Origin of the sequence: Candidatus Pelagibacter sp. HIMB1623 (genome assembly GCF_052047695.1) — a bacterium.
Lineage (GTDB): Bacteria > Pseudomonadota > Alphaproteobacteria > Pelagibacterales > Pelagibacteraceae > Pelagibacter.
In genome coordinates, this window is the sequence record NZ_JBNAJN010000004.1 from 22,358 (window position 1) to 38,509 (window position 16,152).

Here is a 16,152-nt window from a genome sequence, read left to right on the forward strand (position 1 = left end):
ATGAATAGTTTAGAGGATCTAGAAAAAAAAATTAATTCTGAATTAACCACGAAAATTAATAATTCAGAAATAAAACATAATCAAATTTATCTAGAAACAGATAAAGATGATTTTTTAGATGTAATATTATTCTTAAAAACTAATCTTGATACAAAATTTCGGCAGTTAATAGATATTACTGTAGTGGATTATCCTGAAAATAATCAAAGATTTCAAGTAGTTTACTTATTTTTAAGTCATGAATTTAATCAAAGACTAGTTCTAAAATACTCCATTTCTGAAAATGAAGTTATACCTTCTTTAACAAGTGTTTTTCCTGCAGCAAATTGGATGGAAAGAGAAGTTTTTGACATGTATGGTGTAAATTTCAAAGATCATCCTGATTTAAGAAGAATACTTACAGATTATGGATTCGAAGGACATCCTTTAAGAAAAGATTTTCCTTTAACTGGTCATTCTGAAGTTAGATATAGCGAAGATCAAAAAAAAGTTATTAGCGAACCAGTTAAACTAGAGCAAAATTATAGAAATTTTGATTACGAGAGTCCTTGGGAAGGAACAAAATACATTAAAGAAGAAATTGAAAATAATGACAAAAAAAATTAAAAATTTAAATCTAAATTTTGGTCCTCAACATCCAGCAGCTCACGGTGTATTAAGATTAATATTAGAATTAGACGGTGAGGTTGTTGAAAAAGCAGACCCACATATAGGTTTGCTTCACAGAGGCACTGAAAAATTAATTGAAAACAAAACATATATGCAGGCTGTTCCTTATTTTGACCGTTTGGATTACGTAGCTCCAATGAATCAAGAACATGCCTTTGCTCTTGCTGTAGAAAAAATTCTTAAAATAGATGTGCCGATCAGAGCTCAGTATATAAGGGTTATTTTTTGTGAAATAGGACGAATATTAAGTCATATTCTTAACGTAACAACTCAAGCACTTGATGTTGGCGCTTTAACTCCATCACTTTGGGGTTTTGAAGAACGAGAAACATTAATGACATTTTACGAAAGAGCTTCTGGATCAAGATTACACGCCAACTACTTTAGAGCAGGAGGTGTTCACCAAGATTTACCAAAAGGTTTAGAGGAAGATATCTCAAACTTTTGCGATACATTTCCAAAAGTGATTAATGATTTGGAAAGTCTTTTAACAGACAATAGAATTTTCAAACAAAGAAATGTTGATATTGGAATTGTAAGTAAAGAAGATGCTTTAGATTATTCTTTTTCAGGAGTTATGATTAGAGGATCAGGAGTACCTTGGGATTTAAGAAAGTCCCAACCTTATGATTGTTATGAAGATTTAGATTTTAAAATACCAGTTGGAAAAAATGGTGATTGTTACGATAGATATTTATGCAGAATTGAAGAGATGAAAGAGAGTGTTTCTATTATCAAACAGTGTTTATCTAAAATGGAAAAAGGACCAATTAAATCATTAGATGGCAAAATTAGCCCGCCATCAAAAAAAGATATTAAGCAATCAATGGAAGCGTTAATTCATCATTTTAAACTATTTACTGAGGGTTATAGAGTGCCTAAGGACGAGATTTACACAGCTGTTGAAGCACCTAAGGGAGAATTTGGAGTTTATTTAATTTCTGATGGTTCAAGCAAACCTTATAAATGCAAGATTAGAGCTCCGGGTTTTTCACATTTGCAATCAATGGATTATTTAATTAAAGGACACATGTTAGCAGATGTACCAGCGGTTTTAGGTTCATTAGACATTGTTTTCGGTGAGGTGGATAGATGAGTTTAAGAAAACCAGCAAAAGATCAACCAGAAAGTTTCGAATTTAATACTACCTCTTTAGAGGCAGCAAATAATATTGTTGCAAAATATCCAAAAGGAAAACAACAAAGTGCTGTGATGGCCTTACTTTATATTGCTCAAAGACAAAATAATAATTGGATACCATTAGCTGCAATGAAGTATATCGCTAAGTTTTTAGACATGCCTTATATAAAAGTTTATGAGGTTGCCACTTTCTACACAATGTACAATCTATCTCCAGTTGGAAAATATTTTGTTCAAGTATGCACTACAACACCTTGTATGATAAGAGGTGCAAATAAATTGGTTGAAGCTTGTAAGGAAAAAATTTCTGAAAATGAATGTGAATTATCAAGTGATAAGAGTTGTTCATGGATGGAAGTTGAATGCTTAGGTGCATGCGTGACTGCTCCTATGATGCAAATAAATGATGATTATTACGAAGATCTTGATAAAGAAAAAACATCTGAGATTTTAGATAAAATTTTAAACGGAGAGACTCCAAAACCAGGTTCATACAGAGGAAGAATTAATAATGAGCCAGAGAATAATAGAAAAACACTAATGGATTTAAAAAATGCTTAAAGATCAAGATAGAATTTTTCAAAATTTATATAATGATAAAGGTTCTGATGTAGCAGCGTCACAATCAAGAGGTGATTGGGTAAACACTAAAGAAATTACTGAAAAAGGAAGAGATTGGATTATTAATGAAATTAAAGAGTCTCAACTTAGAGGTCGTGGTGGAGCAGGATTTCCTACTGGTTTAAAATGGTCATTTGCACCCAAAGAAGTTGGATCCAGACCACATTATTTAGTTATTAATGGTGATGAGTCTGAACCAGGCACTTGTAAAGATAGAGATATTTTAAGATTTGAACCTCATAAACTAATAGAGGGTTGTCTAATAGCATCATACGCAGTTCAAGCACACGTTTGCTACATATATATTAGAGGAGAATATTTTATTGATGGTCAAAAACTTCAAGCTGCAATTGATGAAGCTTATGAGAAAAAACTATTGGGAAAAAATGCAGCTGGAACTGGCTGGGATTTAGATATTTATATTCATTATGGAGCAGGAGCGTATATTTGTGGTGAAGAAACAGCATTACTTGAAAGTTTAGAGGGTAAAAAGGGTCAACCAAGACTAAAACCACCTTTCCCAGCTTTGATTGGTTTATATGGTTGTCCAACTATAATTAATAATGTTGAAACGATTGCTGTGGTACCAACTATTTTACGAAGAGGAGCGAAATGGTTTGCTTCTTTAGGAAGAGAAAAAAATACAGGTACTAAAATTTTCTGTATTTCTGGAAATGTTAACAATCCTTGTAATGTAGAAGAGGAAATGAGCATTCCTTTAAAAGAATTAATAGAAGTTCACGCTGGTGGAGTGATTGGCGGATGGGATAATTTACAAGCTGTAATACCAGGTGGATCCTCTATGCCTCTAATTCCAAAAGACAGATGCGAAACATTAAAAATGGATTTTGATGCGTGTGTCGAAGAAAAAAGTGGATTAGGGACAGCAGGGATAGTGGTTATCAATAAAGATCAAGACATTATTAAATGTATGGCGAGAATTGCTAGATTTTACAAACATGAAAGTTGTGGACAATGTACACCTTGCAGAGAAGGTTCTGGATGGATGTGGAGAATGCTTGAACGTATGGCAAAAGGTGATGCAACTAAAGATGAAGTAGACATGTTAGGAGATGTAACAACCCAAATCGCTGGTCATACAATTTGTGCATTTGGGGAAGGTTCTTCATGGCCAGTTCAAGGTTTGTTAAGACATTTTAAAAAAGAAATTCAAGAAAGAAACAATTTGGACCCAATTGTTCAGAAAAAAAATAATATACCTTATTTGGTTGATCAACATTTATTAGATAAAAAAAATGCTTAAATTGAAAGTAAATGACATTGATGTAGAAGTTGAAGAAGGGTTAACAGTTCTTCAAGCCTGTGAAAAAGCAGGAGTTGAGATACCTAGATTTTGTTATCATGAAAAATTATCTATAGCTGGAAATTGCAGAATGTGTTTGGTTGAAATGGAAAAATCACCAAAACCTATTGCGTCATGTGCAATGCCTGCCGCAGAGGGAATGAATATTAAAACAAATACAAGTTTAGTTGAAAAAGCTAGAAAAGGTGTAATGGAATTTTTACTAGCAAATCACCCTTTAGATTGTCCTGTATGTGACCAAGGTGGTGAGTGTGATCTTCAAGATCAATCAATGTTTTATGGGGTAGATAAATCAAGATTTAAAGAAAATAAAAGAGCAGTTCCAGAAAAAAATATGGGCCCATTAATCAAAACTCAAATGACAAGATGCATACATTGTACAAGATGTGTGCGATTTGCTACTGAAGTTGCAGGCGTTCCAGAACTTGGTGCTATAGGTAGAGGTGAGGATATGCAAATTACAACATATCTTGAGCAATCAATGCAATCAGAATTATCTGCCAATGTAGTTGATTTATGTCCTGTTGGAGCTTTGACATCAAAACCTTATGTTTTTGAAGCGAGACCATGGGAGTTAAAAAAGACTGAAACAATTGATGTCATGGATGCAATAGGTTCAAACATTAGAGTTGATACATACGATTGGGAAGTAAAAAGAGTTCTTCCAATAATTAATGAAGATATTAATGAAGAATGGATTTCAGATAAAACCAGATATGCGTGTGATGGCTTACTTCATCAAAGATTAGATACCCCGTATATTAAATACAATGGTAAATTTGAGAAAGCTTCGTGGCAAGAAGTTTATAAAATAATAAAATCTAAATTAGAAAATACATCAAAAGAAAAAGTATCTGGTTTTGTTGGAGATTTAACAAACATGGAAACTGCGTACATTTTTAAAGAATTTTTTGACCGAACACTTGAAACTGATAATTATGAATCAAGATCAGATAATAGATATATTAATATTTCAAAAAGAGAAAATTATTTGTTTAATTCCTCAATTAACGGAATTGAAGATGCTGATTTAATTTTATTGTTAGGCGCCAATCCTAGGTATGAAGCCACAATTTTAAATGCAAGAATTAGAAAATCTTATCTAAATAATAGTACAAGAATTGTATCATTAAATGATTGTGGAGATCTAACTTATCCTTATGAAAGCTTAGATGGACAAACTAAAACAATAAAAGAAATTATAGATGACACACATAAACTTTCAAAAGAAATAGAAAGTGCAAAAAAACCAATGATAATTATTGGTGAGTCTTTATTAAGATTAGAAAATGCACAATATTTATTTGATAATTTAAAAGATTTTTTGAATAAAAAAAACAAGTTCTCAGAAGAGTGGAATCCTTTGAATGTTTTATCATGTGATGCAGCAACTGTAGGAAATTTTGATTTAGGGGTTTTAAATAATAAAACAAATTTAATAGAAGATTTAAAATCAAATAAATTTGAAATAGTGTTTTTAATAGGTCAAGATAATTTAAATTTTGTTAAAAAAAATGAATTTGTTATTTATCAAGGGAGCCATGGTGACAAAGGGGCAGAGTGCGCAGATATAATTTTACCTGGCTCAGCTTATACAGAACAAGACGGTTATTATACAAATTTAGAGGGAAAAATTCAAAAAGCATTTAAGGCTTCTTATCCACCTGGAGATGCAAAAGAAGATTGGTTGATAATAAATGAACTAGCTGAATTCATGAATAATAGAAAATTGTTTAACGATAAAGAAGAGCTAGATAGCAGCATGTTAAATTATTTAAAATTGCAAAGTGAAAAACAAACTGAACAAAATAATAACAAATCGAATTCTGATTTTAATAATGAAAATTTAAAAATTGAAATTAAAGATTATTATTTTTCTAATGTTGTTGCTAAATCATCAAAAACTATGATCGAGTGCAATAATACAAAAATGAATTTAAAATCAACAGGCACAGAAGGTTAAGATGGAATATTTGAATATAGTCTTTCAAGAGGTATACAAAATTTTATTTTTGTTAGTTCCAGTTTTGGTTTCTGTAGCTATGATTGTGTGGCTAGATAGACGAGTTTGGGCTTTTGTCCAAAAAAGACAAGGACCTAATGTAGTTGGACCATTTGGATTACTTCAATCTTTAGCTGATGCGTTGAAATATATTTTTAAAGAAATAATCATCCCATCAAGCTCAAACAAAGTAATCTTCATATTAGCACCTATCGTTACTATGACATTAGCCTTGATAGCTTGGGCTGTTATACCATTTAGTGCAACACAGGTCTTAGCTGATATTAATGTTGGTATACTTTATCTATTTGCTGTTTCATCGCTAGGTGTTTATGGAATAATTATGGGAGGATGGGCTTCAAACTCTAAATATCCTTTCTTAGGTGCAATTAGATCTGCAGCGCAAATGGTATCATATGAAGTTTCTATTGGGGTTATTATTATCAATGTATTGTTGTGTGTAGGCTCATTGAATTTGAATGACATTGTAATTGCTCAACAAAATCTATGGTTTGTAATTCCCTTATTTCCAATGTTTGTAATATTTTTTATCTCCGCTTTAGCTGAAACTAATAGACCACCTTTTGATTTACCCGAAGCTGAAGCAGAATTAGTTGCTGGATACCAGACAGAATATTCAGGAATGATGTATGCAATGTTTTGGTTAGGTGAATATGCAAACATCTTATTGATGTGTGCTATGGGAGCTATATTATTCTTAGGTGGATGGTTATCTCCGATAGATATTTATCCATTTAATTTAGTTCCAGGTGCAATTTGGTTAATTTTAAAAATTTTACTTTTATTTTTCTTATTTGCTTTAGTAAAAGCAATTGTACCAAGATATAGATATGACCAATTAATGAGATTAGGTTGGAAGGTATTTCTTCCTTTGTCCTTAACTTGGGTTGTTTTAACTTCAAGTTATTTATTTTACTTTAACCTTTTACCAACAAACTAATTATGAATTTATCTAGATTTTTTAAAACTATTTTCATGGTAGATTTTGTAGGAGGATTATTCATTGCAATAAAAGAATTGTTTAAACCAAAAAAAACAATCAACTATCCTTTTGAAAAAGGAAAAATTAGCCCTAGATTTAGAGGTGAGCACGCTTTAAGAAGATATCCAAATGGTGAAGAAAGATGTATTGCATGTAAACTTTGTGAAGCTGTATGTCCTGCTCAAGCAATCACAATCGAGTCTGCTCAAAGAGAAGACGGCAGTAGAAAAACAACTCGGTATGATATCGACATGATGAAATGTATTTATTGTGGTTTATGTGAAGAAGCTTGTCCTGTTGATGCTATAGTGCAAGGTCCAAATTTTGAATTTTCGACAGAGACAAGAGAAGAATTATATTACACAAAAGAAAAACTATTAGATAATGGTGATAGATGGGAGAATATTCTAGACGCTAACATAAAAGCAGATAGTTCACATAGATAAATGATTGCTCACGCTATTTTCTTCTACACTTTTTCTATAATTGCAGTTGTTTCTGCAATAATGGTTACAGTATCTAAAAATACTGTCCATTCAGTATTTTTTTTAATATTAGATTTTATCAGTATTTCTTGTCTATTTATTATGATTGGTGCTGAGTTCTTAGGTATGATAATGTTAATTGTTTACGTTGGAGCCGTAGCAGTTTTATTTCTTTTTGTTGTAATGATGCTAAATGTTGCTCAACAAAAAAATCAATGGTTTGCGTCTGCTGCTAGCTCAAAACATATTCCTGTTGGACTAATTATTAGCACAATCATTTTCTTTGAATTAATTATTGTAATTGGTGGATGGAAGTATAAACCAGAGATTTTTGATGTTAACAATTCATTAAAAGTTTCAGACTTAAGTAACACACACTCACTAGGTCAAGTATTATACACTGATTACATACATATATTTCAAGTCAGTGGTATGATTTTGTTAGTTGCGATGGTTGGAGCAATCGTTCTGACTTTTAGACAAAGATCAAACGTAAAAAGACAAAGTTATATAAAACAAATTTCTCGTGAAAGAGCAGAAGGAGTAAGTGTTGTAGAAGTTGCTTCTAACAAAGGAGTTAAAATAGATGACTGAGATAGGTTTAGGACACTATTTAACTTTAGGTGCTGTGATTTTTTCAATTGGAGTTATTGGAATTTTTCTTAATAGAAAAAATATTATTGTTATATTAATGAGTATTGAATTGATTTTATTAGCTGTAAATATCAACTTAGTTGCTTTTTCAATTTTTCTTGGAGATTTAGCTGGTCAAGTATTTACCTTATTTATTTTAACTGTAGCAGCTGCAGAAGCTGCGATTGGTTTGGCTATAATCGTTGTTTACTACAGAAACTCTGGAACTATCAGAGTTGAAGAAATTGATGAGTTGAAAGGATAATAATGGAACTTTCAATTTTATTTCTTCCATTAATAGCATCAATTATTTCAGGCTTTTTTGGACGTTACATTGGTGATAGAAATTCTGAAATAGTAACTAGTGTATTAGTTTCTATATCTGCAATTTTATCAATAATTGTATTGTATCAGGTAATTGTTAATCAATATGAGGAAAATATTGTTATAGCAACTTGGATTAATTCAGGTTCACTTGATGTTAATTGGTCAATGTTAATTGATCCTCTATCAGCTGTGATGTTGGTTGTAGTTACTTCTGTATCAGCATTAGTCCATATTTATTCTATCGGATACATGTCTCACGATCCACATAAACCAAGATTTATGGCTTACCTATCATTATTTACATTTGCAATGTTAATGCTTGTAACATCAGATAATTTTATTCAACTATTTTTTGGTTGGGAGGGAGTTGGTCTTTGTTCTTACTTCCTAATTGGTTTTTGGTTTAAAAAAGAAAGTGCCAATGCAGCTGCAATCAAAGCATTTGTAGTTAATAGAGTAGGTGACTTTGGTTTTGCGTTAGGTATTTTTTTGGTTTTTTATTTATTTGGAACTGTAAATTATGATGAAGTTTTCCAACAAATTCCAACAGTTGTAGATAAAGATTTATCCTTCTTAGGTTTTGAGGTTAAAGCGATAGATTTGGTTTGCTTATTGTTATTTATCGGAGCTATGGGTAAATCAGCTCAAATCTTACTTCATACATGGTTACCTGATGCGATGGAGGGACCAACGCCAGTTTCTGCTTTAATTCATGCTGCAACAATGGTTACTGCAGGCGTATTTTTAGTTGTTAGATGTTCACCTATATATGAATTTTCTCCAGTAATTTTAAACTTGATTACTGTAGTTGGAATGACAACAGCTTTTTTTGCTGCAACGGTAGCTTTGGTTCAAACAGATATTAAAAAAATAATTGCTTATTCAACTTGTAGTCAGTTAGGTTACATGTTTTTCGCAGCTGGTGTAGGAGCTTACAATGTTGCTATGTTTCATTTATTTACGCATGCATTTTTTAAAGCTTTATTATTTTTAGGATCAGGATCAGTAATTCATGCTTTTAAAGATGAGCAAAATATTAACAACATGGGAGGTGTATGGAGAAAATTACCTTACACTTATGCTTTAATGATTATAGGAACTCTTGCTTTAACAGGTTTTCCTTTCTTATCAGGCTTTTATTCAAAAGATGCAATTATTGAATTTGCATATTTGAAAGGAAATACAACAGGTTATTATGCAGCTGGTATTGGAATAGTTACTGCATTTTTAACGTCAGTTTATTCGTGGAGACTAATATTCAAAACATTTCATGGCGAATATAATAATAAAGAGATTAAAATTGAGGAAACGCACGAGTCACCTTTGGTAATGCTTGTTCCGTTATTTGTGCTTTCTATTGGTGCAATTTTTGCAGGCATGTTATTTAAGGATTTGTTCATTGGACATGGTGGTGAAAATTACTTTTGGTCAGAATCAATCAAATTTTTAGAACCTCTAAGCACAGATCATCCACCAACATGGTTTTTACTTTTAACACCTAGTTTAGTTATCCTATCAATACCTATTGCTTATTACTTATTTGTTAAGAACAAAGAGTTGCCAAATGAAATAGCTTCAATGAATAAACCTTTATACAATTTCCTTGTCAATAAATGGTACTTTGATGAGTTGTATGAGGTTATTTTTATTAAATCATCGAAAAAACTAGGGACATTTTTATGGAAAGTTTGTGATGGAACTATAATAGATGGATTTGGTCCTGATGGAATTTCTTCTTTTATAAAAAAATGTTCAATTAAAGCAAATAAATTTCAAAGTGGTTTTATCTATCAATATGCTTTTGTAATGTTGTTAGGTTTTTCTGCTTTATTAACCTTCTTGATAGTTAAATAATGAGCTTTCCAATTTTATCATCTTTAATCTTGTTACCAACTATAGGAGCTCTTTTTCTTTTTTTTACAAAAGATAAAGATGGAAATAATTTAACGGCTAAATATGTAGCTTTATTTACAAGTATAGTTAATTTTTTAATTTCTATTTATTTATGGATATCTTTTGACCAAAGCATATCTGATTTTCAATTTGTTGAAGACAGAACATGGATTGAAGGATTTATTAATTATAAAGTTGGTGTCGATGGAATTTCTATATTATTTATAATCTTAACAACCTTCATAACTCCACTTTGTATTATTTCAGTTAACAATTCAGTAAAAAATAGATTAAGAGATTTTTTAATTGCAATTTTAATCATGGAAAGTTTCATGATTGGTGTGTTTTGTGCACTTGATTTAGTTGTTTTTTATTTATTTTTTGAGGCTGGATTAATTCCAATGTTTTTAATTATTGGTATTTGGGGTGGTCCAAAACGTGTTTATTCTGCATTTAAATTTTTCCTTTATACTTTACTTGGATCGGTCTTAATGCTGGTTGCGATCATTTCAATATACTGGATATCAGGCACAACAGATGTAGTTAAACTTTATGAAATTGGAATTGACGCTAAATACCAAAATTTATTGTGGTTAGCTTTCTTTAGTTCTTTTGCAGTAAAAACACCTATGTGGCCTGTTCACACTTGGTTGCCAGATGCCCATGTTGAAGCTCCTACAGCCGGTTCAGTTTTGTTAGCTGCTATCTTGTTAAAAATGGCAGGATATGGTTTTATTAGATTTTCACTAGGGTTATTTCCTGTGGCCTCTGAAGTATTCACACCTCTTATTTATACTTTAAGTGTTATAGCAATAATTTTTACTTCTTTTATCGCTTTAATGCAGGAAGACATGAAAAAGCTAATTGCATATTCATCTGTTGCACATATGGGTTTTGTAACTTTAGGTATTTTTACTCTCCAACAGCAAGGTATAGAAGGAAGTATAATTCAGATGATTAGTCATGGATTAGTTTCTGCAGCTCTATTTTTATGTGTTGGTGTTGTTTATGACCGTATGCATTCAAGGATGATAAATTCTTATGGTGGTATAGTTGCTATAATACCAAAGTATTCGATTTTATTTATGTTATTTACATTAGCTGCTTTAGGGTTACCTGGAACAAGTGGTTTTATCGGTGAATTTTTAATTTTAATGGGTGCCTTTAAGGATAATTTTTTAGTAGCTGTGTTAGCAAGCATAGGAGTAATTTTAGGAGCTGCTTATATGCTTTGGTTATATAAAAGAGTTGTTTTTGGAAAATTAGTCAATGAAGATCTAAAGCAAATGTTAGATTTAAATAAATCAGAATATTTAATCTTATCTTGTTTAGCTATTCCAACCTTATTTTTTGGTTTTTATCCAGATCCTCTGATTAATACAATAGAGGTTTCAGTTTCAGATTTAATAAATATGCATAACATTAATTTAGCGAGCAAATAATATGGAAAATTTAAATTTAATTTTACCTGAAATTTTTATCTCATTATCAATAATGTTTTTACTTGTGTTGGGCGTGTTTAAAAAAAATAGTTCAGGGATTACTTTTAACTTGTCTTTATTTGTATTTTTGATTGCTGCTATAATAGCTATTAACGAAACTTTCTCTGTGAATAGAGAAACCTTGTTTAATGGTAGTGTTGTAATAGATAAGATGTCTTCATTTATGAAGATCATTACATTATTAGGTGGTTTTCTAGTATTGGTTATTTCTTCTAGTTATTTAAAAATTTTTAAAATTTTTAATATTGAATATCCAGTTTTAATTTTGAGTTCTGTACTGGGAATGATGGTCATGATTAGTTCTAATGATCTTATTGTATTTTATATGGGTCTAGAGTTACAATCATTAGCCTTATATGTTTTAGCAACTTATAACAGAGATCAACTAAAATCATCTGAAGCAGGTTTAAAATATTTTGTATTAAGTGCATTATCATCAGGATTATTACTTTATGGATGTTCACTAATTTATGGTTTTTCAGGATCCACAAACTTTGATGTGATTTCCACACAACTTAATTCAAATGAGTATGTACTGACTTTTGGTATAGTTTTTATTTTAGTAGGTTTAGCGTTCAAAATTTCAGCAGTGCCATTCCATATGTGGGCACCAGACGTATACGAAGGATCCCCAACTACAGTAACTTTATTTTTTACAATGTTACCAAAAATTGCGGCGTTAACTGTATTTATTAGATTTTTATATGTACCTTTTTTAAATCTAATCGATCAATGGCAAATGATAATTGTATTTTTATCTATTGCCTCAATGCTATTTGGTGCAATTGCAGCAATTGGACAAACAAATATTAAAAGACTAGTTGCTTATAGCTCTATTGGACACATAGGCTACACATTGGCTGGTCTTGCCACTGTTTCTAATGAAGGAATTCAAAGTTCAATAATTTATATTTCAATTTATGTTGTAATGAATTTGGCCCTTTTTTCTTGTTTGTTAATGCTTAGAAGAAATAATCAATATTACGAAGATATTGATGACTTATCTGGTTTATCGAAAAATCATCCATTATTATCACTTTCTTTACTTGTAATATTGTTTTCATTGGCAGGGATACCACCATTAGCAGGATTTTTTGCTAAGTTTTATGTTTTCAAAGCGGTTTTAGAACAATCAATGTATTTTTTAGCTATTGTTGGATTGTTATCTACTGTTGTTGCAGCTTTCTATTACTTAAGAATAATTAAGATTATGTACTTTGATAAAGAAAAAGATAAATATGATACGGATCATAGTTTATGGTTAAAATTTTCATTAACTTTTTCTACAATATTAATTCTTTTATACTTCATATTTCCAAGCCAATTAATTGAGGTAGTATCAAGAATTAATATTATTTAATGAAATTTAAGAAATTTAATTTTAAAATAATAAAAAGTACTAACGATACAGCTGCAAGAATAATAAAAAAAACTAACTATAAATTTGGTATGGTTGTTGCTGAAAAACAATTTAGTGGTCGAGGTCAGTATGGAAGAAAATGGATTTCATATAAAGGTAATCTATTTGCCTCTTTTTTTCATCCATTTGATGAAAATAAATTTTCAATAGAAAGAGTTACAAAGTTAAATTGTAAATTAGTTAAACAAACACTCTCTAAATATATAAAAAATAAAATTAACTTTAAAAAACCAAACGATTTATTAATTAATAAAAAAAAGATTAGTGGGATTTTACAAGAAATTATAACGAAATCAGATAAAAAATTTTTAATTACAGGAATAGGGATTAATGTAATAAAAAATCCAAATATTAAAAATTATCCAGCTACAAATTTATATAGAATAACAGGAAAAAAAATTAATAAATCTGAATTAGAAAAAAATTTGAAACTAGTTTTTGAAAATAGAATATCAAAAATGTATAAAATAAATTAATTAATATGTATATTTTAGGTGACATAGGAAATACTGACACTAAAATTTTTTTAGTTTCCAAAAGAAATAAAATTTTAAAAAGAATTACTTTTATTTCAAAAAAAATAAGTAATAACCAATTAAAAATCTTATTTAAAAAAAATAAAATACAAATAAATAAAATTGAAAAAATATTGTTTTGCAGTGTTGTCCCAAACACTTTTAAAATTATAAAAAACTACTTTTCTAAAATCACTAAAGTTAAATGCAACGAGGTAAAAAACCTGAATTTAAAATCAATGATTAAAATTAAAGTTGATTACAAGCAGGTAGGCTCTGATAGAATTACAAATGCCATAAGCTTATTGGATAACAAAAATAATTATATAATTTTAGATTTTGGTACCGCTACAACATTTGATGTTTTAATAAAAAATACGTATATGGGAGGAATAATAGCTCCTGGAATTAAGTTGTCTCTTAATACTTTGTCAGACAGAGCTACTTTAATCCCAAAAATTGAGCTTAAACGTATGAAAAAAGTAATAGGCAGCAACACACTTTCTGCTGTTAGATCAGGTTTTTTTTGGGGTTATGCCGGTTTAATTGACAATATGATTAATTTAATTAAGAAAGAGACAAGAAAATCCTTTAAAGTTGTATTGACAGGTGGATTTTCTGATTTATTTACAAGTTCAATAAAATCGAAAGTTAAACATAACCAAGATATTACAATTAAAGGTCTAATAAAGATTTCTGAGCAAATAAAATAATATGAAAGATGAATTGTTATTTTGTCCACTAGGTGGATCTGGTGAGATTGGTATGAACATGAATTTGTTTGGTTACGGTCAACCAAGCGATCATAAATGGATAATGGTAGACATTGGTGTAACTTTTGCCGATGACACTATACCAGGTGTTGATTTAATTTATCCTGATCCTGGATTTATTGTTGAAAGAAAAGATAACTTGTTGGGTATAGTTTTAACTCATGCACATGAGGATCACATTGGAGCAATCGCACATTTATGGCCAAAATTAAGATGTAAAATATTTGCTACTCCATTTACAGCAGTTTTGATTAGAGAGAAATTTCGAGAAAAACAAATAGATATTACTAATGATTTACAAATTGTTGAATTAAATGGAACTGTTTCATTAAATCCATTCCAAATTGAATATATAACTTTAACTCATTCAATTTTAGAACCTAATGGCTTAAGAATAAAAACTCCTGCTGGTGTTATTTTACACACAGGAGATTGGAAAGTAGATCCCAATCCACTTATTGGTGAAAATATTAATGAGAAGAGATTAAAAGAAATTGGTGATGAAGGAGTATTAGCAATGATCTGTGACTCTACTAATGTTTTTAGTGCAGGCAAGTCTGGATCTGAACTTGACGTTAGAAAAAATATGTTAAATGTAATGTCGAGATTGAAAAAGAGAATTATCATCACTTCATTTGCATCTAATGTAGCAAGAATGGAGACAGCATTTTATTGTGCTGAGCAAACAGGAAGACAAATTTCACTAGTTGGAAGATCGATGCATCGTATTTATAAAGCTGCACGTCAATGTGGATATTTAAAAAATACAATTGAACCAATTGACCCTCGTGAAGCTAAAAATTTCTCAAGAGAAAAAATAGTTTATCTTTGCACAGGTAGCCAAGGAGAACCAATGGGAGCGATGATGAGAATTTCTAGTTATGTACACCCTGATGTTTTTATTGAAAAAGGTGATGCTGTGATATTTTCATCAAAAATTATACCTGGAAATGAAAAAAAACTTTATAAATTGCACAACCAACTTGTTAAAGATGGTATAGAAGTGATATCTGAAGAAACTGAATTCGTTCATGTTTCTGGTCATCCAAATAGAGAAGATTTAAAAGAAATGTATCAATGGGTTAAACCTAAATGTGTAATACCTGTACATGGTGAACATAGGCACATGATAGAACACATAAATTTTGCAAAAGAAATGCAAGTTCCATATCCTGTACAAGTAGAAAATGGTGATATAGTTAAGTTATATCCTGGTAATCAGCCTGAAGTTTATGACAAAGCTCCAAGTGGTCGATTATATTTAGATGGCAATGTAAGTGTTGATCCAGACTCGCAGTCAATAAAAGATAGAAAAAATTTGAGTGCAAATGGATATCTTGAAGTAACTTTAATGATAACACCTAAAGGAAATATTCATAACAATCCTGTGCTTTCTTTTCGTGGTTTGCCTGTAGATGATAGAGAAGAATTTGTTTATGGACTAGAAGAAGAAATAGAAAAAACATCTAGGACATTTAAAATTGGAAGCAAGCAGCAAGAGCATAATTTAATTGATGCATTGAAAATTGCCTGTAGGAAATTTTCTAAGGAAAAAACGGGTAAAAAACCTTTCACTAATATTAACTTAGTCAGAATTTAATGAGTGTAACTGGTTTAGCAATTATCTATGTAATTATATGGTGGATAGTCTTCTTTGCTATACTTCCTATTGATGTAAACAGAGCAAAAACAGTAAAAATTGATGGTGAAGATCCAGGATCACCTGAAAACCCAAAAATGTTGAAAAAATTCTTGTATTGCACTGGTATAACAACTGTAATTTTTATCATTATTTATTTACTAATAAAATTTGAATATTTAAATTTAAGAAATATGATTAGTTAA

General features: G+C 30.2%; 16 protein-coding genes. All 16 read left to right on the forward strand.

Translation table 11 applies throughout. The annotated features are described in order from the left end of the window. Genes ACTTBN_RS02350 through ACTTBN_RS02425 form a run of 16 tightly spaced genes read left to right on the forward strand, consistent with a single transcriptional unit; the run spans nucleotide 1 to nucleotide 16,152 of the window. Nucleotides 1-606 (forward strand): NADH-quinone oxidoreductase subunit C, encoded by a 606-nt coding sequence (locus ACTTBN_RS02350; protein WP_075506636.1) that lies wholly within the window; start codon nucleotides 1-3, stop codon nucleotides 604-606. Further along, on the forward strand, nucleotides 590-1,765 hold the full coding sequence (locus ACTTBN_RS02355; RefSeq protein ID WP_218836792.1) for an NADH-quinone oxidoreductase subunit D: 1,176 nt from the start codon (nucleotides 590-592) through the stop codon (nucleotides 1,763-1,765). The genes ACTTBN_RS02350 and ACTTBN_RS02355 overlap by 17 nt, the downstream gene beginning before the upstream one ends. Beyond that, entirely contained in the window at nucleotides 1,762-2,370 is a 609-nt protein-coding gene (nuoE, locus tag ACTTBN_RS02360; protein ID WP_440634898.1) for an NADH-quinone oxidoreductase subunit NuoE, read from the forward strand. Before ACTTBN_RS02355 ends, nuoE begins: the two co-directional genes overlap by 4 nt. After that, complete coding sequence (gene nuoF / locus ACTTBN_RS02365; protein ID WP_440651301.1) at nucleotides 2,363-3,694, forward strand: NADH-quinone oxidoreductase subunit NuoF; 1,332 nt, start codon at nucleotides 2,363-2,365, stop codon at nucleotides 3,692-3,694. Before nuoE ends, nuoF begins: the two co-directional genes overlap by 8 nt. Further along, nucleotides 3,687-5,717: an NADH-quinone oxidoreductase subunit NuoG gene (gene nuoG / locus ACTTBN_RS02370; RefSeq protein WP_440680784.1), complete on the forward strand. Its 2,031-nt coding sequence runs from the start codon at nucleotides 3,687-3,689 to the stop codon at nucleotides 5,715-5,717. Before nuoF ends, nuoG begins: the two co-directional genes overlap by 8 nt. Nucleotide 5,718: 1 nt before the next feature. Further along, nucleotides 5,719-6,717 (forward strand): NADH-quinone oxidoreductase subunit NuoH, encoded by a 999-nt coding sequence (nuoH, locus tag ACTTBN_RS02375; RefSeq protein WP_440680785.1) that lies wholly within the window; start codon nucleotides 5,719-5,721, stop codon nucleotides 6,715-6,717. A 2-nt stretch (nucleotides 6,718-6,719) separates the two neighbouring features. Next, nucleotides 6,720-7,205 carry an NADH-quinone oxidoreductase subunit NuoI gene (nuoI, locus tag ACTTBN_RS02380; RefSeq protein WP_075506642.1) on the forward strand — a complete coding sequence of 162 codons (486 nt, stop codon included), beginning with the start codon at nucleotides 6,720-6,722 and terminating at the stop codon, nucleotides 7,203-7,205. After that, complete coding sequence (locus ACTTBN_RS02385; protein WP_440680787.1) at nucleotides 7,206-7,838, forward strand: NADH-quinone oxidoreductase subunit J; 633 nt, start codon at nucleotides 7,206-7,208, stop codon at nucleotides 7,836-7,838. Continuing rightward, a complete protein-coding gene (gene nuoK / locus ACTTBN_RS02390; RefSeq protein ID WP_075506644.1) occupies nucleotides 7,831-8,142 on the forward strand; it encodes an NADH-quinone oxidoreductase subunit NuoK in 312 nt (103 codons plus the stop codon). The genes ACTTBN_RS02385 and nuoK overlap by 8 nt, the downstream gene beginning before the upstream one ends. A 2-nt stretch (nucleotides 8,143-8,144) precedes the next feature. Further along, nucleotides 8,145-10,058: an NADH-quinone oxidoreductase subunit L gene (gene nuoL, locus ACTTBN_RS02395; protein ID WP_440680788.1), complete on the forward strand. Its 1,914-nt coding sequence runs from the start codon at nucleotides 8,145-8,147 to the stop codon at nucleotides 10,056-10,058. Continuing rightward, a complete protein-coding gene (locus ACTTBN_RS02400; RefSeq protein WP_440680789.1) occupies nucleotides 10,058-11,539 on the forward strand; it encodes an NADH-quinone oxidoreductase subunit M in 1,482 nt (493 codons plus the stop codon). Before nuoL ends, ACTTBN_RS02400 begins: the two co-directional genes overlap by 1 nt. A 1-nt stretch (nucleotide 11,540) precedes the next feature. Then, on the forward strand, nucleotides 11,541-12,959 hold the full coding sequence (nuoN, locus tag ACTTBN_RS02405; protein WP_440680790.1) for an NADH-quinone oxidoreductase subunit NuoN: 1,419 nt from the start codon (nucleotides 11,541-11,543) through the stop codon (nucleotides 12,957-12,959). Next, the gene (locus tag ACTTBN_RS02410; protein WP_440680791.1) at nucleotides 12,959-13,495 is read left to right on the forward strand and encodes a biotin--[acetyl-CoA-carboxylase] ligase; all 537 of its coding nucleotides are present in this window, start codon (nucleotides 12,959-12,961) and stop codon (nucleotides 13,493-13,495) included. The genes nuoN and ACTTBN_RS02410 overlap by 1 nt, the downstream gene beginning before the upstream one ends. A gap of 5 nt (nucleotides 13,496-13,500) precedes the next feature. Further along, nucleotides 13,501-14,247 carry a type III pantothenate kinase gene (locus ACTTBN_RS02415; protein WP_075506649.1) on the forward strand — a complete coding sequence of 249 codons (747 nt, stop codon included), beginning with the start codon at nucleotides 13,501-13,503 and terminating at the stop codon, nucleotides 14,245-14,247. A gap of 1 nt (nucleotide 14,248) precedes the next feature. Further along, complete coding sequence (locus tag ACTTBN_RS02420; RefSeq protein WP_440680792.1) at nucleotides 14,249-15,907, forward strand: ribonuclease J; 1,659 nt, start codon at nucleotides 14,249-14,251, stop codon at nucleotides 15,905-15,907. Beyond that, complete coding sequence (locus ACTTBN_RS02425; protein WP_075506651.1) at nucleotides 15,907-16,152, forward strand: DUF1467 family protein; 246 nt, start codon at nucleotides 15,907-15,909, stop codon at nucleotides 16,150-16,152. Before ACTTBN_RS02420 ends, ACTTBN_RS02425 begins: the two co-directional genes overlap by 1 nt.